Raw genomic sequence first — 26806 nt, 5'->3', positions numbered from 1 at the left:
AATAAAAGCGTACTAGGTCTTTGGCTTTTTTTGATGCCATCAAAACTTTTACCCATAAGCAGCGAAGAGAAAAAATGGGTTAACAATTTAACCCCAAGGAGAGCATTGAATTACCACTTTTCTAGAGGCTGCCTAAGACATGTCATGTCGAACATGACTGGCTTAAAACCTCTGGAGATCCCTCTTAAAGCCGATCCTGGGAAACCACCTTTATTAGCAGATGGATTGGGTCATATCAGTATGAGCCATTGTTCTGATGCGTTATTAATAGGATGGTCTTCAACAAAAATTGGTGTAGATATTGAAAGAAAGGATAGACAGTTTCAAGCTCATAAATTGTCCAAACGCTTTTTCACTCAAGATGAAAATAGCGAAATAGAATATTTAACGCCAAGTCAAGCTAAAGAACTAGTACTAAAAAGATGGGTTGTAAAAGAAGCCGCAATTAAATGGCAAAGTGGAAAAATAGCAACTAATATCAATCAATGGATTTGGGAAAATAAATCATTATTTGCATATCATAAAAGACTTGGACACAGAGTAAAAATTTACGAACGAATTCATGATCAGTGGACTTATGCGATTGCATTAGATGAAGACTCCGTAACAATAGAACCAATAATTTGCCTTAATTAATTATTCTTTTAGCAAGATATTTAGTATGTAGAAGTTTTTGTTTTATAGTCTGGCCTTCCAATCTTTTAAATAATTTCTGCAATCGATCTAATGTTTCTTCCTTACAATTTTTTAGAATGATTTCTCGATATTCACTTCCTTCATTAAGCCATCTTTTAATTGTAGAACTATCAACTTTTTGATATACAAACTCAGTCCATTCTTCAAAAGAAATATTCCAGCCTAATTTTTCTAATTGTAGAATAAATTTCTTTTTATAATCTTGTTTGTGCAACCACTCCAATTCTTTGCAAATTAAATTATCTAATAATAAAAAATCGTTATTTTTATTATTGCTATAAGTTTCTAAGCTTTCCTTTAGAGAAAGTGCAGGACCAGAGGATGGATTACTTAGAATTAAACTTAATTCTGCATTCTCTGTACATTTTTCAGTAAGAATCGGCCACAATTCCGAAAAATTTATTTCAGAAAATACTTTCCATGGAATCCTTCCTCCAATCACCTCAAATTTGAGATTGTGTTCTAATTTTTTAATTGAGTCAAAAGTTGAATCAATTAAAATAGGTCGCACCATAGGAGCTAAAACTTCTAATTCAGCTAATAACCTTGGATGATTATCTTCTGAAACAGCCAAAACAACTCCCCCTTCAGATGCCTCTCTTAAAGGCTTTAAAGACCAAAGCAAAGAACTAGGTGTTAAGACTAAAACTCTATGATTTTTTCTCCAAGTAATACCCGACCATAATTTAGTCATCAAGTTTTTTAATCGTTCCCCCTCTTGCCAAACTTGGCGAGATAACCATTTCTCCAAGTCACTATCAACTTTTCCAGATGTAATAGTTAAAGGATTTTGTTTCTCAACTTCAATTAGTGAAGCTATCTGTTCAGATCGTCTCTCATTCAAAAGAGATCGTCTTTGACCTTCCCATCCATGTTCAGTTGGCTCCCAAAAATTCTCTTGTAGCAAACTATCTGGTAAATATTGCTGAGGTACCCAATTTTTTGAAAATGAGTGAGGATAGCTGTAACCCAGGCCATCTCCAAATGCTTCTTGATCTCGGTTTGCATCTTTAAGATGAGACGGAACATTTTGCTTTTGGGAATCTTTAACTTTCTGAACTGCCTTAAAAATACCCTTCACACTATTGCTTTTCTCAGTGGCAGCTAAGTACAAGGTTGCCTGAGCTAGTGGGTAAATCCCCTCTGGCAAACCTATTCGATCAAAAGCCGCTGCGCATGACTCAACTATGACAATTGCATTGGGATCAGCGAGACCAATATCCTCTCCTGCAGCGATGAGCATACGTCTAAAAATGAAGCGTGGATTTTCTCCAGCCTCCAACATTCGAGCCAGCCAAAACAATGCCGCATCTGGATCCGAGCCTCGTAATGACTTTATAAAAGCGCTGATCGTATCAAAATGAGCATCACCTTGTTTGTCATATAAAACCGCTCGTTCTTGAATTGAATCCTCAGCAATATTGAGATCAATACATATCGAACTATCTTGATTTGCAATAGTGCTTTCTACAGCAAGTTCAAGCGCATTAAGCAGAACCCGTGCATCACCATTAGACACATCAACCAAATGATCCGCAGCTTCACTAGATAAATTGATTAATTTCAACCCATACCCCCTTTCCGTATCGCTCAAAGCTCTTTGCAGCAATTGATGTAACGCTTTTGAATTCAAACTATTTAAACGAAATAGTCTAGATCTGCTGACCAAAGCTTTATTAACTTCAAAATATGGATTTTCCGTAGTTGCCCCAATAAGAGTCAAAGTTCCATTTTCCACCCAAGGTAATAAGGCATCTTGTTGAGCCGTATTAAATCTATGAACCTCATCAACAAATAAAATCGTGCGTTTACCATATTTATTTAATCTATCTAATGCAGACTCAATCTCAGATCTCAAATCCTTGATGCCAGCCAAGGCAGCATTTACAACACTAAAATGAGATAAGGTATTTGAGGCGATAATCCTAGCCAAAGTAGTCTTACCAACTCCTGGTGGTCCATAAAGCAATAAATTGCCTACTTTATCAGCAACAATTGAGCGTCTTAATAAACGTCCTTGAGCAAGAATGTGATCTTGACCCACAAATTCGTCAAGTGTTTTAGGCCGTAGGCGATCAGCTAAAGGAGCATTATTCTGAATTAGCTGTTCACCATTAAAAGCAAACAGATCTTTAGCCAAAACTGGTAAACAAACATATTTTTACTCTAAAAGCAAAAAAATACTTATAAAGTTGTTTTGATGATTTCAAATTAGAAGATTTTTGATCTAGGTAATAACTGTCGGAGCGGACATGCCTGTTCGTTTTGAAATCTCAGCTAGAGAATCAATACTTTTAATTAAAGGATCCAAGGCTAACTGAGGATCTTGAGTGATATCACCATCACTTGGAACAAAGCTTTCAAAGTAAACTCTCAAAGTAGCTCCTTGGGTACCGGTACCAGAAAGTCGCACTAACACTCGACTACCATCATCTAATAAAATTCTCAAGCCCTGATTAAGAGTAATTGAACCATCAACTGGATCTGTATAGCTAAAATCATCAGCATTTTTCACTATCCTTTCAGCAAAAGATTGATCTTTTAAAGTGGGAAGCATATTGCTCAATCTGGAATACAAAGAATTTGCAACTTCAGATGGAATAGATTCATAATCGTGACGAGAATAATAATGACGACCAAAAAATAGCCAATGATTTCTCATTATCTCAGAGACAGACTTTTTCTTGGTCGCAAGTATCTGCAACCAAAAGAGAACAGCCCACAATCCATCTTTCTCTCTTACATGATCACTTCCAGTCCCAAAGCTCTCTTCTCCACACAGAGTAATTTGATTCGCGTCCAAAAGATTGCCGAAGAATTTCCATCCAGTAGGGGTTTCAAAGCAATTTATGCCTAAATGTTTTGCTACAACATCTACCGCTGAACTCGTGGGCATAGAACGAGCAACACCAGATAAACCTTTGGCATACCCTGGCACACAATCATAATTCGCGGCTAAAATAGCAAGGCTATCACTAGGATTTACAAAGCAACCACGTCCTAAAATCATATTTCTATCGCCATCGCCATCACATGCTGCTCCGAAGGAAAATAAATTGCCTTTCAAAAGCAAATCGGCAAGATCTTTTGCATAAGTCAAATTTGGATCAGGATGAAGACCTCCAAAATCTTCCAAAGGTATTCCATTCCTTACTGTTTCTGCATCAGCTCCTAAATAATCAACAAAAAGACGCTTTGCATATGGCCCTGTAACAGCATTTAATGCATCAAAAACGATCGGAAAATCTTTGTTGATATATGAACTAATCAAATCAAAATCAAATATTTGTTTCATTAAATCTAAGTAATCTTCTATTCCATCAATTATCTCAACAACCATGGAAGCTAATTGATATTTTCCAGGTGAATAAGACTTATTTGATTGACATTCTATGATCTTATATTCTTTAAGATTCTTTGAGTAATTATAAATTTCTTGAGTTAAAGATTCGGATGCAGGGCCTCCATTTGAGCCATTGAGCTTGACTCCAAAATCTCCTTGAGGACCACCTGGATTATGACTAGCAGATAAAATAATTCCACCTATTGCTTTATTAACTCTAATCAAATTAGAAGCCGCAGGAGTTGACAGAATCCCGTCTACAGTTGTAATTACTCTTTGAATTCCATGTGCGGCCGCCATCCGAATAATGATATCAATCGCTCTTTTATTGCCATATCTACCATCACCTCCCACAACCAAAACACCTCCTTCCACCCCAGGGAGCGAACTCAGGATTGACTCTATAAAACTCTCAAGGTAATGAAGTTCTTCGAACTGCAAAGTACTTTTTCTTAATCCAGAAGTACCTGGTTTCTGATCAGTAAAAGGTGAGTTTAACTTAACTGTAAGTTGGCTAAATTCTGAAGAAAACACTTTGAAAATAAATTAGTGAATGATATAAAAAATGAATCGAAAATCAAAATGACATCACTTTGAATTCAGTGAGGCATTTCAGAAGTACGAAGCATTGCAATGAACCAAAGAGTACTTAATATCAACGCACTTAATACACCCGGACCAAGTCCTAAACGCTCAATCGTAGTAGGAATTAATAAAGGAAAAGCAATAGCACCTACTAATGGAGTAAAAGCAACAATTAAGCGAACCATTGATTAAGTGGAAGTAAATTTAAAACCATTCTGATTCAGCTTTTGCATTTGGATTAGTATTATCAACTGGGGTAACTCTTTCGAATTTCATTGTTATGTTCCTTGAATCAACCCCATCTTTATCTATCGCTTTGATTGAATAGTTCTGAACACCGTCTCTGAATGGAACTTGCAATCTAAAAGTGCCATCATTTGCTAATGGAACCTCTTCATCTTCGATAAACAATTGAGCTGAGGGATCAGTAGCTCCATAAACAATTAATTCAGCATCAGCAACTAACCAAAAAGAACGTGCTTGAGGAACTCCTCCAATACCAGATTCATTCAAGCCACTAGCCCAAAGCCCACTACCAGATTCATTGTTTACATTTAGATCTCCTGGAACACCCTCTTGGAATTCTTCTGAACCAACTCTTCGAGTTCTAAATTTTGTTGTCGCTGATTGATATAAGCGCTCATGCAAACCACTATCTGGTTGTTCTGAATCAAAACTTTCTATACTAGAATCAGAGGACCTAACTGGGGCTTCCAAGCTAAAAGGAACAAATTGATCAAGAACTTGTTCACTTGGATGCAGTGAAGGTACTTTGGCTGAAGATGAATGAGCAAGTGACATCCATTTATGACCAATTCTATAACCGAGTTCAACCTTATAATCTCTTCCACCTAAAGGAATAGGTAAGTACCACTCGGTACTGTGACTATCAACAACAACTTCTTGAAGAGTTCCAGGATTAGCTTCTCCATTATTTTTATTAGTGACATCAGCTAAGCGCAAACAAAGTCTAATAGCTCCTTCCTTTTGAGCATTAGAACGATCAGCATCTGATATCTCCCAAAATACATATGCCCACTCGGGATCACGAGGAAGAAAAACAACTTTGGTCTCTAAAGAACTTGAGTATCCAGTTTCGCTAGATTGTTGGACTTTATTGTTGAGCAACTCTTTTTCTAATTCCTTTTTTTCTTGGTAGAGAAAAACTCCCTTAACTAAATCAGCCTTTGATTTTCTACTATAAAGTGGAATACCTAATTCACTAGCTTTAATACGAAGCTGACGAAGTGTTAAACGTGACAGGGATTCTTGATCAAAAGTCACGCCCATAAACCTCCATTTTTTGTTTGGGATCAGTGGGATAAGTATGTGATGAAATGTGCTCTTCTCGTTGATGTGGTCAGCATCTACTGACTCCAAGAAGAGATCAAAAAGTGGTATCTAAAGACAAAAAGCGTTGCCATGACTAAAAACCAGGAGTTCATTACCAATCCACGAATTTCCAACAAAAAAAATAATTTCAAAGGCAATCAAAAAAAAGTCTTCGGTTTTTTCAAAATTCGAAGACTTTTTTCTTTGGGATCACCCACTTCAAATAAATTTTTTAGCATCTAGGGAATAGAAAGATTTCAAACCTCATATACGTCGATTAAATTTCTCAATGTCAAATCCAATGGAGCAACTTTTAAATCATTTGCCAATCTTTCAAGCTGAGTAGCTGCTCCAGAAAATTGCTCGAACATAACCTGCACAAACTCGTCATCTTTCATCATAATTGGATTCTTCAAGCACCATTCAAGCCATTCTTCCTTCACAGGAATCAAACCTCTTGGATTTTCATTACTCATTGATTTAAAACATTGCAAGCAATGTGCAAGCATCCTTAAATGATGCTTTTCACTAGCTGAAAGGTTAGTTAATGCGATCAAATTGATATCTGCTTGACTTAAAGGACTATTTTTAGAACTATCGTCAAAAGTAGATTCCATCATCTGGCAGCAAGCGCATCTCTTATGTGTAAAGTTTAAAAGAAAATTTATATTTAAAGAGGTTTGATCTTATTTGTTTCCACTGATAAAGAAGGGAAAGATATTCATTCATTAACTATTAAAAGTCCAAAACAGGAATTGATAAATGCAATCTACTGTATTAATAGGGATTGAGATAGCTATTTGTATACATTAAAAAATCTTTTACGAAATGAAAAAAAATTAAGAGTTTATTCCAGCACAATTAGAACTGGAAACGATTGGAAGCATTTTGGCTTATGGTAATAGGAGAAGAAAACTACTTTCGTAACACTAGGTTTTCCCCCTTGATTTGACTTAGAATGCTATTTGAGATCCAACTATCAAAACACTCTGATCAAATGATGAACCCAAGATGTCATAATTGAAGATTATCTTGGATCATAAAAGCCAAACTTTTCATAAATAAAAACTACTACGACTTGATTTAATCAAAATAAAATGACCCAATCTAATACTGTCGAAGAAATTGTATCCAAACCTTATAAATACGGTTTTATAACTGAAATTGAAACTGAAAAGATCCCAAAAGGGTTGAATGAAGATGTTATTAGGTTAATTTCCGCCAAAAAAAATGAACCAGATTTTTTATTAAAATTTCGTTTAAGAGCTTATGAACAATGGTTGAGGATGAAAGAACCTGATTGGTCTGGATTAACTTATTCAAAAGTAGACTATCAGGATCTAATTTATTATGCAGCCCCAAAACAAGACATAAAGAAGAAGAGTTTAGATGAAGTTGATCCTAAATTACTTGAAACTTTTGAAAAGCTTGGAATACCACTTAGTGAACAAAAAAGATTATCTAATGTAGCTGTAGATGCTGTCTTTGACAGTGTTTCGATAGCAACTACATACAAAGAAAAACTAGCTGAACATGGAGTAATATTCTGCTCAATTAGTGAAGCTATTAGCGAATATCCAGATTTAATTGAGAAATATCTAGGTACAGTTGTTCCTATAAATGATAACTTTTTTGCAGCCCTAAATTCTGCAGTTTTCAGTGACGGATCGTTTGTTTACATACCCAAAGATGTCGAATGTCCAATGGAATTATCATCTTATTTTAGAATAAATTCTGGCGACACTGGTCAATTCGAACGAACTTTAATTATCGCAGAAGAGTCTTCCTCTGTTAGTTACTTAGAGGGCTGTACAGCGCCTATGTTTGATACCAATACACTTCATGCTGCTGTTGTTGAGCTTGTTGCACTCGATAATGCATCTATTAAATATTCAACCGTGCAAAATTGGTATGCAGGTAATGAGGAGGGGGTTGGAGGAATATATAACTTTGTCACCAAAAGAGGAGAATGTAGAGGGAAGAAAAGCAAAATAAGCTGGTCTCAAGTTGAAACAGGATCTGCAATTACATGGAAATATCCAAGTTGCGTATTACAAGGAGATAATTCCATTGGTGAGTTTTATTCAATTGCACTAACTAATAATTGTCAGAAAGCGGATACTGGAACAAAAATGATTCACATAGGAAAAAATACAAAATCAAAAATCGTAAGTAAAGGTATCAGTGCTGGACAATCTAAGAATAGCTATCGAGGTCTTGTATCTATAAGCCCAAATGCTGAGGGCTCTCGAAATTACAGTCAATGTGACTCTATGTTGATCGGTGACAAAGCCAGTGCAAATACTTACCCATATATCCAATCCAAACAACCTCAGTCAAATATTGAACATGAAGCAAGTACTTGTAGGATTTCAGAGGATCAACTTTTTTACTTACAAAGTAGAGGAATTGATTTCGAGGAATCAGTTTCAATGTTAGTCAGTGGATTTTGTAGTGATGTTTTCAATGAATTGCCTATGGAGTTTGCATCTGAGGCAGATAAACTTTTAGCTTTAAAATTGGAGGGTTCTGTTGGATAAAAATAAATTAAAACTATACTTTTGTTCTCTAAAACTTTCTCCTTAATTTAGTGATTTCATCAACTTCGGAAACAATATTATCTATTGAAGATCTTCATGCCAGTGTTGAGGATCAAGAGATACTTCATGGAGTCAATCTGGTAGTAAAAGAAGGAGAAATCCATGCGATTATGGGTCGCAATGGAAGCGGAAAAAGTACACTTTCAAAAGTAATAGCTGGTCATCCATCTTACAAAGTTTTATCGGGATCTATACAATTTAAAGGTAAGGATATTCTTGAGCTAGAACCTGAGGAAAGAGCAAGAATTGGTATTTTTCTTGGTTTCCAATACCCAGTAGAAATTCCAGGTGTTAGTAATCTCGAGTTCTTAAGAGTTGCAACCAATTCAAGAAGAAAAGAATTACTTAAAAGTGAATTAGATACTTTTGAATTCGAAGATCTAGTAAAAGAAAGATTGAAAATAGTTGAAATGGATGCAGTCTTTCTAGAAAGAAGCGTAAATGAAGGTTTTTCTGGCGGAGAGAAAAAACGCAACGAGATTCTTCAAATGGCTCTTCTTGAGCCGGTCATATCAATACTCGATGAAACTGACTCAGGACTTGATATTGATGCTCTGAGAATTGTTGCATCTGGGATCAATAGACTCGCGCGCCCAAATTCTGCAACAATTTTAATCACCCATTATCAAAGACTGCTCAATGAAATTACTCCTGACTTTGTACACATAATGGCTGATGGAAAAATAATAAAAACTGGCAACAAAGAACTAGCCCTTGACCTTGAGAAATCTGGATATGACTTTATTGACAAAAATACCAAAGAGCAGGAAATGGCAAAATGAAATCATCAACTATTTGCCAACAATGGCTTGACTCTCTGCCGCCAACTGAAGGTGATTTAAAAAACGAACAATCAATAGGACGAGAATTTCTATTGGAGAAAGGGATGCCCTCTAAGGAAGATGAAGCATGGCGATTATCCAACCTCAATAAGTTAAACAGTTTTTTATCGTTACCAACAATTATCGATAGCGAAGCTATTAAATCTATATTTCCTGAAAAGGACAAAAACAGAGAAAGAATTATCATTAACCCTAATAAAAATCCAATTTTTGATATTCATCTGCCTAATGGAATTGAGAAGCTGAACAACAAAGAAATTGAAGATAATCTTGGCAAAGTAGTTAATTCAACTAATATAAAAAATGACATTTCAGTATATCTTAATCAGGCCTCAAGCTCAGAGCTTCTAGCTTTAAAAGTTAAACGTAATTTGAATCAATCATTAGAGATAGTAATTCCATCAATAGAGGGAAAGTCATTCTCAACTAGAATCTTTCTCTTAATAGAAGAGGGAGCAAAATTAGATCTTTTACAAATTATCACTGGTAATAATAATTCAGCACAAAACCATTTAATCGAAGTAAAACTAGAGTCTAAAGTAGAGTTCAATCACGGTTTAATTTCTTTTAGTGAAAAGAAAGAATCCTCCTCAATATGCACTTTAGCAGTAGAACAATTAGAGAAGAGTAAATACTCTCTTCATTCAATTCATCATGGGTGGGATTATGCCCGGTTTGAACCAAGAATAATTCAAAGTGAAGGAGAAGCTTCAACAATTATCAAAGGGCTTCAAGTTACTAAATCAAAAGAGCAAATAGCCACACACTCTTTAATTAGATTCGAAGGACCAAATGGAAAGCTTGATCAATTACAAAAAGCTGTAGCTTCTGAATATTCCCATTGTATTTTTAATGGTTCGATTGAAGTTCCTCAAAAAGCACAAAAAACAGAGGCTTCTCAGCTAAGTAGAAATTTATTACTTTCCAAGCGCGCCAGAATAGATACGAAACCAGAGCTTGAAATAGTTGCTGATGATGTTAGGTGTACTCATGGAGCAACTGTAAGCCAACTCCAAGATGAGGAATTATTTTATTTACTTAGTAGAGGTATTGATACTAAACATGCAAATTCTTTGTTATTAAAAGGATATTTTGATGAAGTGATTTCACACTTACCTAAAAGTGCTGGGAAATGGAATTTTATTGAAAAGTTAATACAAGATATAGAAAAGTGAAACATTTAATAAAAAAGATTGCTCAAAAATGTAGAAATGACTTTCCAATATTTAATGGAAATCATAATAATTTAATCTATTTAGATCATGCAGCGACTAGTCAAAAGCCACAAAAAGTTATAGATTCTTTAAAAAAATACTATAGCTTTCAAAACGCTAACGTTCATAGAGGTGCTCATCAGCTGAGTGCAATCGCAACAGAAAAATTTGAAAATTCAAGAAAGTTAACAGCCAACTTTATTAATAGTAATAATGAAAAAGAGATTATTTTCACTAGAAATGCTACGGAAGCTATTAACCTAGTAGCTTATGCATGGGGAAATTATGCACTTCAGGAAAACGACGAAATCTTAATAAGTTTAATGGAGCATCATAGTAATATAGTCCCTTGGCAATTAATAGCTACCGCAAAAAAGTGCAAGCTCATTTTTATCAATATTGATAAAAATGGAAAATTAGATCTTGATGATTTTAGAAAAAAATTGAATGATAAAACTAAAATAGTCAGTCTTGTTCATGTAAGTAATACACTAGGCTGTTGTAATCCTATCGAGGAAATTTCAGACCTTGCACATCAAAACGGTAGCTTAGTTCTTTTGGATGCTTGCCAAAGTCTTGCTCATAAGCCAGTAGATATTAAAAAACTTGGTATTGATTTTCTAGCAGGTTCTTCTCATAAACTTTGCGGGCCTACTGGAATAGGTTTTTTATGGGGTAGAGAAGAAATTTTAAAAATAATTCCTCCTTTCCTTGGGGGAGGAGAGATGATTAATGAGGTTTTTAAAGATAACAGCACTTGGGCAGACTTACCTCATAAATTCGAAGCAGGCACCCCAGCTATTGGGGAAGCAATCGGTATGGGAACCGCGCTTAATTATTTACAATCAATTGGATTAAACGAAATCCATAATTACGAGAAAGAATTAACACAATATCTTTTTGAAAAATTAGAGGAGATAGATGATTTAAAGATTCTTGGTCCTAGCCCTGAAATACAACCTGATAGAGGACCTTTGGCAACCTTTTATATAAAAGGTATTCACTCTAATGATGTTGCTGAGTTACTCGATAACAGCAATATTTGCATTAGGAGTGGTCATCATTGCTGCCAACCACTTCATCGATTCTATGGGATAAAAAGCACAGCTAGAGCAAGCTTGAGCTTTACATCTACTCCATCAGAAATTGATTCTCTTGCTGAAGAACTAAAATCAGTAATTTCTTTTTTAAAGAAAAATTCTTAAATATTTAGATATTGTCTAAAAAAAGCTTCTGTTTTTTTTAATACATCAACTTTTATTCTGCCATCTTTAAATCCATGACCTTCGTTCTCAAACAAATTTATTTGCACTGGAATTCCACGTTTTAATAATGCATCTTTGATTACAACAGATTGATCCGAGGGTATAACTTCATCTTTCAATCCATGAAATAAAATTAATGGCATATTAATAGCATTAACATTTTCAATTGGAGATCTTTTAAGATATTTTTCATAATCAGTTTCTATATTACCTATTAAATAATCTAAATAAAATTCTTCAAATCTATGAGTTGAATTAGCCATGCCTATCAAATCAGTTACAGCATATTTACATGCTCCTATATTAAAAATGTCAGTAGATATCAAACAACCTAAAGCTGTAAAACCCGATGCGCTACTCCCTAAAATTGCTATACGGTCTTTATCAGCCTTACCAATTGCAATCAATGATTGAGCTGCCTTAGTGCAATCCAAAACATCAATTACTCCCCAATTGCCTCTCAATCGATCTCTATATTCCCGCCCAAAACCAGAAGAGCCTCCATAATTAACATCGACAACCGCCCAACCTCTTGATGTCCAAAATTGCACCTCTAGATCCAATCCACAACGAGCCATACCAGTAGGCCCGCTATGACTTTTCACCAACAAAGGAGGTAACGATATTTGTCTATTAATAGGTGGATAATACCAAGCGTGAACATTCTCTTGATTCGATCCGATAAACCAAAAAGATTCGCCAATACTTATTTCCGTTGGATCCAAGCAAAATGAAGAGGCAAGAGTATGTTCCCAACTTTTAGCTAATAAATCTAGTTCAAAAATCCCGTCAGAAATTTCTGAACCACTGGCAATTGCCACAAGTCGATTTTGATTCGAATGAAGACCTGAGAACTCAATAAAAGGCAGATCAAAAGTCTTGATAAATCCATTTTCTTGAAATAAAGCTAAAGTCCAAATTCCTTCCTGAGCAAAAGCTCCAACAACATCATCCCCCACACATGAAAAACTCGACATCCCTAGGACCCATTGAGGGAAAGCAATTTCAGCCTTAATAGTCCATTTATTCTGGAAAATAGTAATTGAATTATTAGTAATATCAGTTTTAATCTGCGTTATATTCCACCAACCACTACTATCTTCAGCGACAAAAAGATGACCTGAATCGGACCAAATGGGGTTAAAAAATGATATTTTTTCTGTGCATTTTAAATATTCATTATTAAAATTTACAATATTTATGATATTTACATTCTCATCCAATTTGGCTAATTTTAATTCATTTAAATCCCAAGGCATTGAAGTATTTGACCATTCAACCCATGCCAACTTTCTATCTTTAGCATTCAGAGCAAGATAACCTAGTAATCCCTGAGATGAATAAATAAATTTTGGATATTGATCATTTTTTTTTAGAGAAAAAGAAACTATATGATCTCCTTCTTCATTTTCCATCAATCCAATCCAAATATTTTTTTCAAGGTCAATTACACCACCTGCGAGAAAAAAATTATCTTTTTTTGTCAGACAAATTGATTCTATTTTAGGTATGAATTTAAAAGAAGAAGAGTTTTTATTTTTTTCCTCATAAGACCAAGTTCTCATCCATAAGCAGTTGTCTTTTTTGTCGACCCAAGTCAATATCAGATCTGATCCATCGAGATTAGCTGTTAAAGGAGCACCACCATATCCATGGATTTTTGTCCTTAAATCACTTGGATAAGGTGTTAACTCCTGAGGTAAAACGTCTTTTTGTCCCCAAGGTCTAATTAAAGCTGTAGTTCTTCCCTTTTCGTTTGGTCTTTGTTCTAACCATAAAACCCAATCACCTATGATCCGAGGCTCTTTAAATATGGGGGCTTCTCCATAAACTTTTTCAGCATGCAAGATTCTCATTGTTTTGTTCTTCATTGATGTTGAGAGTCAATGATTAATTCACTAATAGAACTTAAAACAAAGTAAAGTGTAAAAGTTGTTGTCTTAAGACTCCTTTGGCTGGCAGTTTTGCTCAACTTGCAAAAAATGCAGAAAAAAAGAAGCCCTCAATTTCAGTTTCGAAAGAACCTGTCAAGAATCCCCCTTTGAAGGTGTATCAACTGGGACATGAGGCTTTAAGAACTCCAGCTAATCGTATAGTCAAAGTTGATGATTCAATACGAAAGTTAGTGAAAGATATGCTCATAACTATGTATTCTTCAAAAGGTATTGGTTTAGCAGCACCTCAAGTAGGAATACAAAAGAGATTATTAGTTATTGATTTAAATTTTGAAGATCCAAATGCCCCACCCATGGTATTTATAAATCCTGAGATAACTTCATCTAGTGCAAGCTTAGATACATATGAAGAAGGTTGTCTAAGTATCCCTGGCGTTTACCTTAATGTTTTACGACCCTCCTCAATCAAATTAAGTTATCGAGATGAAATGGGTAGACCAAAGAAAATGAATGCAGATGGTCTAATGGCAAGATGCATTCAGCACGAAATAGACCACCTAAATGGTATCTGTTTTGTTGACAAAGTAACTGATGAAGAAGAACTGAAAAAACAATTAAATGAGAATAACTTCAATCAAAGTGATGTAATAAAAGAAACAACTTGAAAGATTAATGTCAATTCAAACTATAAAGAATCTCATTAGGTTCTTATTATTGGTCTTTCCTCAAATTCAATGACAACAATTTTTGATAAAATTCTTAGCGGTGAAATTCCTTGTGATGAGGTTTTTAGTGATAACAAATGCCTAGCTTTCAAAGACATTACCCCTCAAGCACCTACTCACATTTTAATAATTCCTAGAAAACCTATTCCAAGTCTGCAAGAAATAAAAAAAGAAGATCAAGAATTACTGGGTCACTTACTGCTAAAAGGGACCGAAATTGCCAATGCTGCTGGCTTAGAAAGTTGGAGAACCATAATTAATACGGGAGAAGAAGCAGGTCAAACAGTATTTCACTTACATATTCATATCATTGGCGGCAGAAAATTAAGTTGGCCACCAGGGTAAATTTTGAATTTCCATGATTTTTTATCAGTACACACGATTGCCTTACTGGCTTAGTTACTGACTCAGTTTCACCCATCAATGCGCTATAAAGTATTGAATTAATAGCTTTCGATGAATTCCCCAACTGCTACAGATAAAAACAGCATTATTAATAAAGTAAAAACAAATTCACAAGATTTTTGGTTAAGTCTTAGTGAGGGCCAGCAATCGATTTTAAAAAAAATATGGTCAATATTAACTTACAAATGGCAATGGCAGATAATTCTGAATGCCCCTTTTTTGGTTGTTTGGGTATTAGATCAGACCATACCTGCAGTTCACTCTTTTGATATGCAGCTTATTTCTTCGCTACCAATACCAATGATAATAAAAACATATTTGGGTTTTAGCTAACATATAAAAATTAATGACTTTGATGAGTTTATGCTCTGAAATAAGCCTCAAATTAACTTAAAAAGAATAAGTTAACCTTATTGCTAATCAAGTACTTAGTGACTTTGAAATAATCAAATTAATATGACCTCATCAATTTCGAAAGCTCAAAAAGGACTAGTAAGCCAACTTATTAAATTAAGAAAGCTTACTCAGCCATATTTTCTACCTTATACAAAAAATAATGGCTGGCTATTTGTATATTTATTGCTAGCTTTACTATTTTGTGTAGGGGGAATAGTTCTATTTTTACTAACAGGTTTAATGAGCCTGTTAGCCAACGTAGCTCCAGAGATAACAAACCAATTTTTAGGAGGTGTTCAAAACTCCTTACAGGTCATATGGGATGGTCCTTCAGGATTAATAATTTCAAGTTTGTTTGCCTTAGGAATTTTTTCATTTATCTCGATTCGTGGTCTGTTAAGGCAAAGAAGATGGCTGCCTTGGCTTTTGTTAGGAGTAATTATTTTGATGTTATTGTCTGTCAATGGAATTAACGCAGGAATTACTTTTCTAGTCAGAGATATAACTAATGCATTAATACAAAAAGATGAAAATGAAAGTTATAAAAATTTGTGGATTCTTGGAATTTGTTTTATCGCAGCTCTTCCTATAAGAAGCTTCCAGTTTTATTTTTCAGCAAAGCTTCAGCTTTTATGGAGAGAGTGGTTATCTAAAAGCCTAATAACCGACTATTTAGATGAAAGGACATATTATATATTAAACCCCAACGATGAATCTGAAACAAATGTCGACAATCCAGATCAAAGAATTACAGAAGATGCCAGAGACTTTACTGCGCAAACAATAGATCTCTCTCTAAATATTTTTGATTCATTATTAGTATTTTCATTAAACATTTTTATTTTACTAAGTATAAGCAAAGAGCTAACACTTGCTCTGATAGTTTACGCGACATTAGTTTCATCTTTGCTACTTTTTGCTAGTAGAAAATTATTTAAATTAAATTATGATCAATTAAGATTTGAAGCTGATTTTCGTTATGGTCTTGTTCATGTAAGAAATAACGCAGAATCAATTGCTTTCTATTCTGGTGAAAATCAAGAAGAAAAAGAAGTTAGTAGAAGACTAAAGTCTGTAGTTGACAACTTTAATCTTTTAATCATATGGGAAGCATTGTTAAGAGTGCTCCAGCGTTCTGGAATTTATGGAAGTGTTTTTATTCCTTTCATTATTCTCGCAGGACCAATTCTTAGCGGCGAAATGGACTATGGAAGTTTTCAACAAGCTAATTTGAACTATAACCTTCTTGAGGGATCATTATTTTTTATTATTTATAAGATAGAAGCTTTAGCTAGATTTTCAGCTTCCATAGGCAGGCTTGAAGGATTTCAATCAAACATGAATGAAGTCAGGAATGACCAATTTGATGACTTTAAAGTTGAAATTAAAACGAACAATTCTATTATTCTGAAAAATGTAAGTATTAAGACTCCAGGTAAAGATAATTATCTCATTAATAACTTAAATCTTAGTATTGACTCTGGTCAAAGTGTACTTGTAGTAGGACCTTCTGGTTGTGGTAAGACTTCTTTACTGCGAGCTATCAGCGGTCTCTGGGCAATCCAATCTGGTGAAATAGAAACACCCTCAAATGGTGATTTACTCTTTATCCCTCAAAAACCATATATGACTCTTGGCTCTTTAAGAGAACAGCTTTGTTATCCATTAGATAAAAATAGATTCAGTGATGATCACCTAAAAGCCGTTTTAGAGGAAGTCAAGTTACCTCAAATAATCCAAAGGTATCCGGACCTAGATATCAAACAAGATTGGCAAAGGCTGTTATCTCTTGGAGAGCAACAAAGGTTAGCTTTCGCAAGACTTTTACTCAATTCGCCTAAATATGTTGTTTTAGATGAAGCAACAAGTGCACTAGACGTAAATACAGAAAAACATCTTTATGAACTTCTTAACCAACGTGATATGGCATGTATTAGCGTTGGCCACAGGCCAACCCTAAAGAACTATCATGAAACTGTGCTTGAAATCACGGAGAACAAAGGTTGGCGATTATTGCCCGCTGCAAGTTACCAATTCACTGAGAACTAATGTATTTCTATGAACTCCAATACTGAAACAAACCAAGATAATCAGTCAATAAAACAAGAACAAACTGATTCAGAAATTAAAAATCTTTCACCTAGCGCAACCACAAATGATATTCCTGAATTTGGGTGGAGTGGCTATGCAGAGAGAATAAATGGAAGATTTGCAATGCTTGGTCTTATGGCCGTTCTACTTGTTGAAGCAATTAGCAAGATATCGTTTTTGGAATGGGCTGGAATAATTAATAAATAATGATTATTTGATTAATCATCAAATCTTGAGCTGTTATCTCTTGGTCTCGACTTTCTTGTGGACGATGAATAAGAGCTTGTAGAAGATGATCTTCGATTGACAGGGTTTTCAGAGGAATTCTTTGCAGGTCTTCTACTAGTTCTACTTACTCCTTTTTCAGAACTAGAAAAGGCAGCATCTTCAATATTATTGTTAGTTTTAGAAGGCCTCCTAGATCCCATTGAAGGTATATTTGCATTATCAGAATTTAATCTTGAAGATGATACTTGAGAGGGATTAGGGGCTCCATTTCTTCTACGACTTGAAGTTTGAACACTTGCTGAAGGACGAGTCCCCCTCCTACTTTCTTGTCGGCTAATTCTCCTATCGCCAAAGCTTGAGGCTCTATCTGAAGAAGATTCTGGATTATTAAATCGTTCCATTCTCCTATCTCTCTCGGCTCCTCGAGAATTAATTTCTGGAGAACTAATATTTCTGGGCCTTCTACTTACAGCCTGCTCAGGGATTGCCGCCCTAGATGGACGTCTTCCATATTTTTCATCATCTGGATATTCTTCTTGATAATCTTCTCTACCAGAAAATCTTCTATTAATAGGTTGAGTTTCCTCAAATCGATCATAATTTCTATCAGGTCCTGCATCAGACAAACTTCCTCTAGAAGATCTTGGCAACTCAGGTTCATCATCAAAATATGAAGATCTTCGTGCTTGATCTGTTGCAATACCTCTCAGGCGAACACTTTCATACGCAAAGAAAACAGTTGTTCCTGCAAGTAAAAACTGTCCAAACTGAAGGATGGGATCTAAACGCCAACCTTGAAAAAAAAGTATCCCTCCACACAGCAAACCAATAGCTGCAAAAAATACATCGTAATCTCTTGCCAATGCTGGCTTAAAAGATCTAAGAAAATATAAGCCAGCTCCGCATACAGCTAGAACGATGCCAACAATGCTGGCCCAATTTAGACTGGCATTGACCAAGTTTGCCCTCTTAAATAAACATTTTCAGGTTGAAACCAACCTTATATTTATCAGTCTATGGCATAAATAGGTGTTTGCTAGGGCTATCTACTCAATGCATCTTTTTGGCTTACCCAAATCAACGCAGCAGCAGCAGGTGCAACTACCAAAGCTCCAGCGGCAAGAAAACTCCCTATCATCCCAACAGCAGAACTAGTAGCAGCTTGACCAGAAGCTCCAGCACTAAGGAACAAATTTAAAAAATGAAAAGTCATTTCAGCTAATTCTTATGCAAGACCGAGTAATCTTACGCAATAAAAGATGATTTATGCCATCTATTCAATAATGCTTTGAGCTTTGTGATGCCTCTGTTAATTAAAAGTCTTCCAACCCTGCATTTTTTAATGGGTTTTTTAATAGGTTCGCTAACCCTTGCATTCCTTCTCAGAATTATTTTGACTTGGTATCCAAAAATAGATTTAAGAACTGGTTTATGGCCAATTATCTTTTTACCAACTGAACCTATACTTGCAGCTACTCGAAAAATTGTGGCACCTATAGGAGGAGTAGATGTTACTCCAATTATTTGGGTAGGTCTCTTAAGCCTTTTTCGCGAATTGTTTCTTGGTCAACAAGGTTTACTAACTCAAATTATATTTTGATCTTTAGAACTATTTACAACATTTCTTGTTCGACAAACTTTGTATGGACATCCCCTTTTGTAAATTCTTTTCTCTTGAGTAATTTCAAATGAAAATCAATAGTTGTTGTAATTCCTGTAACTGCACACTCGTTTAAAGCCCTTTCCATACGTTTAAGTGCAGCTTCTCTATCTCTTCCCCAAACAATTAATTTTCCTATTAAAGAATCATAAAAAGGAGGTATGTCATAACCGGTATACACATGGCTATCTACCCTGACACCAGGCCCACCAGGAGGCAACCAGCCTGTAATTTTACCTGGAGAGGGTCTGAAATTGTGACTTGGATCTTCAGCATTAATTCTGCATTCGATTGCATGTCCCTCAAGCTTGATCTCTGATTGACTAAATTTTAATTTTTCTCCTCCTGCAATTCGTAATTGTTCTGAAATGAGATCCATACCTGTAACTAATTCCGTTACTGGATGCTCAACTTGTATTCGAGTATTCATTTCCATAAAATAGAAGTTTCCATGACGATCCAGTAAGAACTCCACTGTCCCTGCACCTTCGTAATTGATACTTTTTGCTGCTGCAACTGCTGCTTCTCCCATCTGTAATCTCAACTGATCATCTAAAGCTGGACTGGGTGATTCCTCCAACAATTTCTGATGTCGTCTTTGAATCGAGCAATCTCTCTCTCCAAGATGCACAACATTTCCAAAACGATCAGCAAGAATCTGAACCTCTACATGCCTTGGACGATCAATAAATTTCTCCATATATAAACCTGGATTACCAAATGCAGCTTCTGCTTCCCCTTGTGCAGCTTTAAAAAGATTATCCAATTCATCAGCATGTCCCACCAAACGCATGCCTCTTCCACCGCCTCCTGCTGTTGCCTTAATCATTACTGGATAGCCCATTTCAGAAGCCAGCTGGGATGCATCTGAAACGCTCTCTAACAAACCCTCACTTCCAGGAACAGTTGGTACTCCAACCTTCTGCATAGTCGATTTAGCTGTCGACTTATCACCCATCGAACGTATTGCATGAGGAGATGGACCTACAAAAATCAGCCCATGGTCTCCGCAAATCTCTGCAAAGCGATCATTCTCAGCTAAAAAGCCATAACCAGGATGAATAGCATCAACACCTCGTGATGTTGCTGCAGCTAATATGTTTGGAATATTAAGATAACTTTTACTACTAGGAGAATCTCCTACACAAACAGCCTCATCAGCTAATTGAACATGTAACGCATTTTTATCCACAGTGCTGTAAACAGCAACAGTTGCAATCCCCATCTCACGACAGCTCCGGAGAATTCTTAAAGCTATTTCGCCACGATTAGCTATCAGCAATTTGCCTATGGGCATTCAAATTTATTTAGTCCTCTGGCGGATCGTATCAGTATTAGTGCCCAACACAGAAACGCATTAAGTAGAAGCTTAATAGGTTTAGCATTATGATCATGGTTACTTGGTGTTTAACTGAGTTACCTTGCGGATGTGGCGGAATTGGTATACGCGCATGTCTAAGGAACATGTGGCTTCGGCCTTGCGAGTTCAAGTCTCGCCATCCGCATTTTTCAAAACTAATGCTCATCAATAAATGAGTAATGATCCTGTAGCAATTATCTTTGTCTCAAATGGACCAGGTGAACTAGCTACTTGGGTTAAGCCACTGGCTCAAGAGCTGCATAAACAAATTGCGCTAAGACCTAAAGCAAAGGCATCTTCAATATCCTTAAATCTTGTTTTGGTTCCATGCCCGAACGCAACTGGCAATGAAAATCTCGTTGCCAAAAAATGGTTGCAATTTGAAAATATAATAAAAGCAAAAAATTTCTGGAAACTTCTTATAAAGCCTAAAAAATTTGGTTCATGGCCATCCAAAGGATTAGTAATTTTTTTAGGAGGAGATCAATTTTGGAGCGTTCTGCTTTCAGCAAGATTGGGATATTTAAATATGACATATGCAGAATGGATCGCAAGATGGCCGTTTTGGAATAATCGTATTGTCACAATGTCGGAAAGTATCGTTGAGAAACTGCCAAGACGAATTCAAAATCGTTGCTCAGTAATAGGAGACCTGACAGCTGACTTAACAGAAACTGCAAAAATTGATGATCCACTGCCTCCTGGAAAGTGGATTGCTCTTATGCCAGGTTCAAAAAGCGCCAAACTAAAAATTGGAATACCTTTTTTTCTTGATGTAGCTGATAAAATATCAAAATCTATGCCAGATTGTAAGTTTCTAATACCTATTGCTCCCACCACAAATATCGATGAAATCAAATATTATGGTAGCAAAAAAAATATAATTACCAAACAATATAAATCTGGAATAAAATCAATTTCTAAAGCCAAAAATAAAGAAGCAAGAGGAATATTAATCACCAATAATTCGACAGTGATTTTAGTGCAAGAAAAGCATCCAGCATATAGTGATCTCAGTCAGTGTGATATAGCTTTAACAACAGTAGGGGCCAATACTGCTGAGCTGGGCTCATTAAATATTCCGATGATAGTTGTCGTACCTACACAACACATTCTAGTTATGGAAGCATGGGATGGGATTGTAGGTTTAATAGCTAGATTACCAATTTTAAAACGATGCCTAGGTTTATTCATTAGCTTTGTAAAACTGAGAAAAAGAGGATTTCTGGCTTGGCCAAATATATCGGCAAAAAGAATGATTGTACCTGAAAGAATCGGACACATAAGCACAACCCAAATAGCTGAAGAAACAGTTGATTGGTTAAATTCACCTGAAAGGCTTTCTGGCCAAAAAGAAGATCTTCAAGCACTTAGAGGTCTTAAAGGAGCAACAAAGAAATTTTGTCAAGAAATTATTAATCTTCTAAAAGAGAAAAAACTTTTAAGTTAATCACCATGGATCTTCAATATCTGAATTTTTTTTATCATTAGATAGAGGAACCTGAGATTTTTTGATAGATGGTTTTTCCAAAGGCTCAACATCCATAGGCTCTTCATCTCTATTTATTAGTGACCTATTTTTAGTATTACGAGAGGATATTTTTGCTTGAAAAGTATCAGAACTAGTATTGAATTTTGATTCAGTATAACTTACGTCATCTTCATCAGTTTCTGAATAAATTGAAGACTGATTAGATTCATCTAGGTATCTTAATTCTTGATTATATTGTTCTTGTTCTGAATCTTGTAATTCTACATATTCCATCTCTTCTTCTTCAAAAATCTCCTCTTGAGATTGTTCTAGAAGTCTTTGATCATCATTTGCACTTTCTCCAGAGGTCAATTGATTTTCAACTGGGACGAGATTAACTCTATACCTTTCTCTTTCGCTATCTTCCCATCCCGAATTACCTACACCAAGCTTTTCAAGAAAACCACTATTTAATTGTTTTAATTTCTCTTCAGCACCTTCATAAACAATTATTCGATCAGGACCACTACTAACAATTTCATCAACAGGCATCTCCCAAGTACTTAAAACCCCTTCGCCTAATAATGGAACGCCTAATGCTCCCATAACTAAAGTAAGTAGTTCTCCAGTTTCAATGTCAAAAGAAAATCCAAGTACTCTTCCCAACTGATCACCTGATTCAGTAATCACTTGGCAATTAATAACTTTATTGAATCTCTCAGGAACAAAGTTTTCACTCAATGAATCTAATGTATCTACCAAAATCACATCACCTACTTGTCGAATCTGATCAAGAGGAAGCCATCGTGGCAATCCAGGTAAAAAACGTGTTAGAGGATTATCTCGTAGTCCTAAAGCAACAACTTCTCTGCGATCAATATCAACAACAACTTCTCCTACAAGACCCAACCTGCGTCCAGTATCACGAGTTATAACCTGAGTGCCCATCAACTCAGAACGAAGCCATAATCTGTCACTAGGTACAGCAGATGTTGATTCTTGTGGAGCTTGAGTGTTGGTCAACTCAAATATGCAGAAATGAGATTGGTAGAACCATATTGGACCATCTTAGTAAATTCAATCAAGCTGCGATTGGCAACCCAACAACTTGAGTATGATTTCCCCGTGCTTGAGTAACTCCGATAGTCCTCATTGAGGCTCCAATCATAGGTCTTCTATGACTTACGACAAGAAATTGGGCATGCTGAGCTTGTTGAGCAATTAACGCAGCTAACCTTTCAACATTTACTCCATCCAAGAAACTATCAACTTCATCAAGGGCGTAAAATGGGGAAGGTCTAAAACGTTGTAAAGCAAAAAGAAAACTTAAAGCAGTTAAAGATTTTTCTCCACCTGACATAGCTGCAAGCCGTCTTACAGGCTTTCCTTTTGGATGAGCAACCAAAGTTAACCCACCTTCCAAAGGTTGGTCAGAGTTTTCTAGTTGCAAATGTCCATCTCCCTCAGAGAGACTCGCAAAAATTTCGCGAAAATGTACATCAACCGCCTGAAAAGCCTCCATAAAGGCCTCTTGACGTAAAGTTGAAACAGTCTCAATTCGAAGCAATAGCTCCGATCTTTCATCAGTAAGAACTTGAAGTCTATTTTCAAGTTCATTTAGCCTCTCATCTAATTTAGCCAATTCCTCCAATGCAAGCATATTGACAGGTTCCAATTCTTCCATTCTCTCCTGCAAACCTTCCAAGCTAGAAAGTAAAGCCTCCAGACCATTATCTCTTATTTCATCTGAGATCAAAGGCATAGGATTCGGAAGCTTCTTCTCTAATTCAGTAAAACGAATACTTTCCATGCGCATTTCTTCCTTCATGCTTTTTTGATCTTCTCTTAATCGTTGGAGACTCCATTTAAGTTCTTGAAGATGTAAACGTTTTTTAGATACATCAGCTTCAACAAAATCTCTTTCTCGTCGTTTTTCCCCAAAGCGAGTTTCAAGATCTTTTTGTTCATTGATCAAATCTTGTCGATTAGTATTAAGTAACTGGCTTTGCTCACGCCAAGCAATATGAGCAGAAGCAAGAGATTTTATGGAATCCTTTAAACGTTTTTCTTCGCTTATTAATGAATTTTCTTGATCATTTAATCGATCAATCGCAAGTTTATTTTGCGATTGCTTGTTAGAAATATCATCTCTCTTTTTCCTAAGGGCAAGAAGATTTTGATCAGCATTTTCTAGTTCATTTTGTAATGTCATCCAAACAGATGAGTCACTTGAGTTATCTAATGTTTTTTCTTCTTTCTCAATTTCCAATAACCGAACTTCCAACGGTTTAATATTCAGATTAATAGATTCTAATTGAACAACTTTTTCCTTTTTAGACTTTTGAAGATCTTCAATTCTTTTGGCGCGAAGACTTTGGCGTTCTAATAAAGGTGAATTTGATCTTTTAGAGGTTAATCTTTCGGCATCAAGGGCTGCTTTTTTTTGTTCTAATGAACTTAACTGAGTTCTAATTTTGTCTAAATGAATTATTAGTTCTTTTTCTTTCTTTTTACAATTGAATAAAGTCTCGCCAACCTCTAATAATCTATTCTTTAATTGATCACAATCATCATTATCTTTTACTCTTCCAAAGCTCAATCCAAGAGATCTATTACTTAAACTTCCACCAGTCATAGCTCCACTTTTCTCTAACAATTCACCGTCTAAAGTAACAGCTCTTTTAATGCCAAGTTGATCACGAGCTGATGACAAGTTATTAAAAACAACTGTCTCCCCAAATACATGCAAGAAAACATATTTATATAATGAATCAAATTTAATTAAGTCAATAGCCTTTCCTATTAATCCACTATTTGTATTGAGAATAGTAGAAACGGGTCTCTGCAACACATCAGATTTATTTTGAACATTTTTTAAAATCTTATTAAGAGGTAAAAAAGTCAATCTTCCAGCTCTTTTACGTTTTAAAAGATCAATTGACTGTGCAGCAATTCTATCATTATCAACAACAACTTGACCCAGCCTCGCACCAGCTGCAACTTCAAGAGCAATTCTATAACGATCTTCAACCTCGCCTAAATTTGAAACAGTGCCGTGAATTCCGTCTAATCCAGATTCTAATAAAAGAGTTAAAGCATTAGTACCTCGACTTTCATAAATCATTTCTTTCCTACTTTCTAATCGCGCTATATCATTTTGAAGCGTTGCCTGTTCTTTCTCTAATCTATATTTAGTACGCTCTTGTATACCTTTCTCAGAAACTAATTCTTGAAATTCTTCTTTTTTAATTGATATTGTATCTAAAATATTATCCCATTCTTTATTCAAATTATTAATTTCTACATGGACTTTTTTATTCGCCGATTGATCCGCTTCTTGATCACCCTTTAATTCTTTTAAAATAACATTCAATTGTAATAAGTCTTCTTCGATATTTTGCTTTTGAAGTTTTTCAGGATCTAATTTCAATCGAATTGTGTTTATATCACTTCTTGCTTTTTGATGTTTCTCCATCCATGCCCCTGAACGACCAGCCACATCAGACAGCTTCCTTCTCGAAGATTCAACCCAAGCCTCAGCTTCTTGACACCTTAAGTCAGCTTCTTCTAAATCCTTAGGATCAATATCATTCAATCTATCTTGTAATTCAGCTTGATAATCTTTCTTTTTCTGTAGCAGATTATTCCTATATTCCTGTAATTTTTCACCTTCGTTTTTATGATTAATTCCCTGTCTTTCTAACTCTCTATTCTGAGACTCAATTCCTGCTAGTTTAGCTTGAATTGCAAGCAATTGATCTTCACCAAGGTCCTTTACATTTTTCTGTAAAATATCTAATTTTTCTAAAGATTTTTTCAAATCATTTTCATTCTTAATTAAATTTTCTGAATCTATTTCTTCTTTTTTCATTAATTCTTCATAATCTATATCTAATTTTGCTAGACTTCTTTTTGCATCTTCATAAGATAAAACTAATTCTTGCTGTCTACCAATCAATAATTGATTTTTCAGATCTTTATATAAACTTGCTTTCTCACAATCTTTTTGCAAACGCTGTTTCCCAAGAGTCAATTCTTGTTCAACAATCCGACAACGTTCTTGCCTTTCGTAAACATCATCCAATTTTGAACGAGTTTGATCAATACGAGTATCAAATAAAGCAACACCGGCCAGTTCATCAATTAACCCTCTACGATCTTTATTACTCATAGAGACAATTCGAGTAACATCCCCCTGCATAACAACATTGCTGCCTTCAGGATCAATCCTGAGACGCCTTAATTGTGTTTGTAATTGCTGCAAATTACAAGTCTCTCCATCTGCGCAGTAACTGGAAGAATATGACCCCCCTGGCATCACTTTTAATCTTCTAGAGACTGTCCATTCTTTTTGACCAGGCTTAATCCAAGGTCCCTCCTCAGTAGGTTCTATTCCTTCTTCAGCTTCATCAGGTACCCAATCAGTAAGATCAAATTTTACCGTTACTTTCGTTTCCGAAGACTTACCAGCTTTTAATACACCACTATTTACTAAGTCAGGTAATCTATCTGCTCTCATACCTCGACTATTTGCAAGACCTAAACAAAACAAAACCCCATCAAGAATATTGCTTTTACCTGAACCATTTGGACCTGTAACAACTGTAAATCCTTCTTCCAATGGAATCGACATCGATCCACCGAAGGACTTGAAATGAGACAAATCTACGTGATTGATATGGACCAACAGAATGCATC

The 26806-nt window shown here is 35.5% G+C and carries 23 protein-coding genes and 1 tRNA gene; 13 read left to right on the top strand and 11 right to left on the bottom strand.

What is annotated here, in order from left to right; genetic code table 11:
* The first annotated feature begins 33 nt into the window (after positions 1-33).
* Positions 34-636, top strand: a complete 603-nt coding sequence (locus tag O5639_RS08220; RefSeq protein ID WP_269624062.1) for a 4'-phosphopantetheinyl transferase family protein — start codon at positions 34-36, stop codon at positions 634-636.
* On the opposite strand, the gene O5639_RS08215 is transcribed toward O5639_RS08220, so the two are convergent.
* From O5639_RS08215 to O5639_RS08195, 5 genes are all read right to left on the bottom strand, one after another.
* The gene (locus O5639_RS08215) at positions 629-2836 is read right to left on the bottom strand and encodes an AAA family ATPase (protein ID WP_269624061.1); all 2208 of its coding nucleotides are present in this window, start codon (positions 2834-2836) and stop codon (positions 629-631) included. The two genes, O5639_RS08220 and O5639_RS08215, sit on opposite strands and share 8 nt — an antisense overlap.
* Before the next feature lie 87 nt (positions 2837-2923).
* A complete protein-coding gene (locus O5639_RS08210) occupies positions 2924-4573 on the bottom strand; it encodes an alpha-D-glucose phosphate-specific phosphoglucomutase (protein ID WP_269624060.1) in 1650 nt (549 codons plus the stop codon).
* Between the two features lie 65 nt (positions 4574-4638).
* A complete protein-coding gene (locus O5639_RS08205; protein ID WP_011294071.1) occupies positions 4639-4809 on the bottom strand; it encodes a hypothetical protein in 171 nt (56 codons plus the stop codon).
* 19 nt (positions 4810-4828) lie between these two features.
* Positions 4829-5908 carry a DUF4912 domain-containing protein gene (locus O5639_RS08200; RefSeq protein WP_269625536.1) on the bottom strand — a complete coding sequence of 360 codons (1080 nt, stop codon included), beginning with the start codon at positions 5906-5908 and terminating at the stop codon, positions 4829-4831.
* Between the two features lie 305 nt (positions 5909-6213).
* Positions 6214-6576: a hypothetical protein gene (locus tag O5639_RS08195; protein WP_269624059.1), complete on the bottom strand. Its 363-nt coding sequence runs from the start codon at positions 6574-6576 to the stop codon at positions 6214-6216.
* Positions 6577-7053: 477 nt separating this feature from the next.
* On the opposite strand from O5639_RS08195, the gene sufB reads away from it, so the two are divergent.
* From sufB to O5639_RS08175, 4 genes are read left to right on the top strand one after another with little or no spacing between them, the layout of a single operon-like run.
* A complete protein-coding gene (sufB, locus tag O5639_RS08190; RefSeq protein ID WP_269624058.1) occupies positions 7054-8496 on the top strand; it encodes a Fe-S cluster assembly protein SufB in 1443 nt (480 codons plus the stop codon).
* Positions 8497-8546: 50 nt separating this feature from the next.
* Positions 8547-9338, top strand: coding sequence for a Fe-S cluster assembly ATPase SufC (sufC, locus tag O5639_RS08185; protein ID WP_269624057.1), 792 nt, complete (start codon positions 8547-8549; stop codon positions 9336-9338).
* Positions 9335-10573 carry a Fe-S cluster assembly protein SufD gene (sufD, locus tag O5639_RS08180; RefSeq protein WP_269624056.1) on the top strand — a complete coding sequence of 413 codons (1239 nt, stop codon included), beginning with the start codon at positions 9335-9337 and terminating at the stop codon, positions 10571-10573. Before sufC ends, sufD begins: the two co-directional genes overlap by 4 nt.
* Positions 10570-11817: an aminotransferase class V-fold PLP-dependent enzyme gene (locus O5639_RS08175; RefSeq protein WP_269624055.1), complete on the top strand. Its 1248-nt coding sequence runs from the start codon at positions 10570-10572 to the stop codon at positions 11815-11817. The genes sufD and O5639_RS08175 overlap by 4 nt, the downstream gene beginning before the upstream one ends.
* Here O5639_RS08175 and O5639_RS08170 read toward each other — a convergent pair.
* Entirely contained in the window at positions 11814-13748 is a 1935-nt protein-coding gene (locus O5639_RS08170; RefSeq protein ID WP_269624054.1) for an alpha/beta hydrolase family protein, read from the bottom strand. The genes O5639_RS08175 and O5639_RS08170 overlap by 4 nt on opposite strands.
* Positions 13749-13828: 80 nt before the next feature.
* On the opposite strand from O5639_RS08170, the gene def reads away from it, so the two are divergent.
* The 5 genes from def (at position 13829) to O5639_RS08145 (ending at position 17596) form a co-directional block, all read left to right on the top strand.
* The gene (gene def, locus O5639_RS08165) at positions 13829-14437 is read left to right on the top strand and encodes a peptide deformylase (RefSeq protein WP_269624053.1); all 609 of its coding nucleotides are present in this window, start codon (positions 13829-13831) and stop codon (positions 14435-14437) included.
* A 69-nt stretch (positions 14438-14506) separates the two neighbouring features.
* Positions 14507-14842 carry a histidine triad nucleotide-binding protein gene (locus O5639_RS08160; protein ID WP_269624052.1) on the top strand — a complete coding sequence of 112 codons (336 nt, stop codon included), beginning with the start codon at positions 14507-14509 and terminating at the stop codon, positions 14840-14842.
* A 111-nt stretch (positions 14843-14953) separates the two neighbouring features.
* Positions 14954-15235, top strand: a complete 282-nt coding sequence (locus O5639_RS08155; RefSeq protein ID WP_269624051.1) for a hypothetical protein — start codon at positions 14954-14956, stop codon at positions 15233-15235.
* A gap of 123 nt (positions 15236-15358) precedes the next feature.
* Positions 15359-17347: an ABC transporter ATP-binding protein/permease gene (locus O5639_RS08150; RefSeq protein ID WP_269624050.1), complete on the top strand. Its 1989-nt coding sequence runs from the start codon at positions 15359-15361 to the stop codon at positions 17345-17347.
* A 9-nt stretch (positions 17348-17356) separates the two neighbouring features.
* Entirely contained in the window at positions 17357-17596 is a 240-nt protein-coding gene (locus O5639_RS08145) for a chlorophyll a/b-binding protein (protein ID WP_269624049.1), read from the top strand.
* 11 nt (positions 17597-17607) lie between these two features.
* On the opposite strand, the gene O5639_RS08140 is transcribed toward O5639_RS08145, so the two are convergent.
* Together O5639_RS08140 and psbX are read right to left on the bottom strand one after the other, a co-directional pair.
* The gene (locus tag O5639_RS08140; protein WP_269624048.1) at positions 17608-18576 is read right to left on the bottom strand and encodes a Ycf66 family protein; all 969 of its coding nucleotides are present in this window, start codon (positions 18574-18576) and stop codon (positions 17608-17610) included.
* A gap of 83 nt (positions 18577-18659) precedes the next feature.
* Positions 18660-18830 (bottom strand): photosystem II reaction center protein PsbX, encoded by a 171-nt coding sequence (psbX, locus tag O5639_RS08135; RefSeq protein ID WP_269624047.1) that lies wholly within the window; start codon positions 18828-18830, stop codon positions 18660-18662.
* A gap of 87 nt (positions 18831-18917) precedes the next feature.
* On the opposite strand from psbX, the gene O5639_RS08130 reads away from it, so the two are divergent.
* A complete protein-coding gene (locus tag O5639_RS08130; protein WP_269624046.1) occupies positions 18918-19217 on the top strand; it encodes a YggT family protein in 300 nt (99 codons plus the stop codon).
* A 13-nt stretch (positions 19218-19230) separates the two neighbouring features.
* Here O5639_RS08130 and accC read toward each other — a convergent pair whose 3' ends face one another.
* Positions 19231-20574, bottom strand: a complete 1344-nt coding sequence (gene accC / locus O5639_RS08125) for an acetyl-CoA carboxylase biotin carboxylase subunit (protein WP_269624045.1) — start codon at positions 20572-20574, stop codon at positions 19231-19233.
* Positions 20575-20700: 126 nt separating this feature from the next.
* Here accC and O5639_RS08120 point away from each other — a divergent pair.
* Together O5639_RS08120 and O5639_RS08115 are read left to right on the top strand one after the other, a co-directional pair.
* Positions 20701-20782 (top strand) — tRNA-Leu (locus O5639_RS08120).
* 27 nt (positions 20783-20809) lie between these two features.
* Positions 20810-22087 (top strand): glycosyl transferase, encoded by a 1278-nt coding sequence (locus O5639_RS08115; protein ID WP_269624044.1) that lies wholly within the window; start codon positions 20810-20812, stop codon positions 22085-22087.
* Here the strand turns inward: O5639_RS08115 and O5639_RS08110 are convergent, their stop codons facing one another.
* Both O5639_RS08110 and smc read right to left on the bottom strand, forming a co-directional pair.
* The gene (locus O5639_RS08110) at positions 22088-23131 is read right to left on the bottom strand and encodes a PRC-barrel domain-containing protein (protein ID WP_269624043.1); all 1044 of its coding nucleotides are present in this window, start codon (positions 23129-23131) and stop codon (positions 22088-22090) included. It lies immediately after the preceding gene.
* Between the two features lie 58 nt (positions 23132-23189).
* Complete coding sequence (smc, locus tag O5639_RS08105; protein WP_269624042.1) at positions 23190-26795, bottom strand: chromosome segregation protein SMC; 3606 nt, start codon at positions 26793-26795, stop codon at positions 23190-23192.
* Between the last annotated feature and the right edge of the window lie 11 nt (positions 26796-26806).

The sequence above is a fragment of the Prochlorococcus marinus str. MIT 1214 genome (genome assembly GCF_027359355.1).
GTDB lineage: Bacteria > Cyanobacteriota > Cyanobacteriia > PCC-6307 > Cyanobiaceae > Prochlorococcus_B > Prochlorococcus_B marinus_F.
Note: the sequence above shows the minus strand (reverse complement) of the source record. Positions and strands in the feature narration are given on the sequence as shown.